Source organism: Acinetobacter sp. WCHA39 (genome assembly GCF_002165385.1).
Classification (GTDB): Bacteria; Pseudomonadota; Gammaproteobacteria; order Pseudomonadales; family Moraxellaceae; genus Acinetobacter.
On the sequence record NZ_NHRP01000084.1, the window covers coordinates 1 to 1,230 of the forward strand.

Consider the following 1,230-nt stretch of genomic DNA (forward strand, 5'->3'; position numbering starts at 1 on the left):
TGAATAGCCACCGATTTTGTAGACACCTTTTAGTTAGATAAAATGGCTAATTAACGAGGTGCTTATGAGCAGTAAACGATATCCTGAAGAGTTCAAAATTGAAGCAGTAAAGCAAGTTACCGAGAAAGGCCATAGTGTGGCTGAAGTTGCTACACGTTTAGGAACTACCACTCATAGTCTGTATGCTTGGATTAAACGTTATGATCCACAGCAACCTAAGACAACAGAATCTAATGATCCAAGTGCAGAATTAGCAAAATTAAAAAAAGAGCTGCAAAGGGTCATCGAAGAAAGGGACATATTAAAAAAGGCCGCGGTGTACTTCGCAAGCCAGTCCAAATGAGGTACGCCTTTATTCAGGACAACCAGCATATATGGCCTGTTCGTCGTTTATGTTCAACTCTAGATGTTCATCATAGTGGTTATTATGCATGGCTAAAGCAGCCTATCAGCAAGACAGCCCAGAAAAGGCAACAGCTTTCAGGACTGATTAAACAGTTTTGGCTAGAATCTGGCGGAGTCTACGGCTATCGCAAGATTCACTTTGATCTGAAGGATTTTGGTGAAAGCTGTGGGATTAATCGAGTACATCGGCTGATGAAAGCAGATGGACTGAAATCACAGCGTGGCTATCGTAAACCTAGAGCTCATGTAGGTACTCCATCTGTTATTGCCGCAAATACTTTAGATCGACAGTTTAACCCAACTCATCCCAACCAACTGTGGGTCACTGATATTACTTATATTCGTACTCATGAGGGATGGCTGTATCTTGCAGTTGTAATTGACCTATTTTCTCGTCTTGTTGTTGGATGGTCGATGAAATCAAGAATCACGACAGACCTGGTTTTAGATGCATTACTAATGGCTTTGTGGCGAAGGAATCCAAAGAATAAGGTGCTGATCCATTCTGACCAAGGTAGCCAATACACCAGCCATGAATGGCAGACATTTCTCAAGCATCATAATCTTGAAAGCAGTATGAGTCGGCGTGGAAACTGCCATGATAATGCTGTTGCCGAGAGTTTCTTTCAGTTGTTAAAACGAGAGAGAATCAAGAGGAAAATATATTCATCAAGAACTGAAGCCAGGTCGGATATCTTTGAATATATTGAGATGTTCTACAATTCAAAACGCAGACATGGTTCCAATGGTCAGCGTTCTCCATTAGATTATGAAAAGGCCCATCAAAAGATGGTTATATGTGTCTAGAATTTTGGTGGCTATTCA

2 protein-coding genes are annotated in these 1,230 nt (G+C 41.1%); both read left to right on the forward strand.

Annotated features, from left to right (window positions below; translation table 11 throughout):
* Positions 1 to 64: 64 nt before the first annotated feature.
* On the forward strand, positions 65 to 343 hold the full coding sequence (locus CDG56_RS17425; RefSeq protein WP_227519089.1) for a transposase: 279 nt from the start codon (positions 65 to 67) through the stop codon (positions 341 to 343).
* Entirely contained in the window at positions 301 to 1,212 is a 912-nt protein-coding gene (locus tag CDG56_RS16685) for an IS3 family transposase (protein WP_264754487.1), read from the forward strand. The genes CDG56_RS17425 and CDG56_RS16685 overlap by 43 nt, the downstream gene beginning before the upstream one ends.
* Positions 1,213 to 1,230: the final 18 nt, after the last annotated feature.

Coding starts and splice junctions, on each gene's coding strand:
- CDG56_RS17425 (WP_227519089.1), top strand. CDS start 65: ATGAGCAGTAAACGATATCCTGAAGAGTTCAAAATTGAAGCAGTAAAG.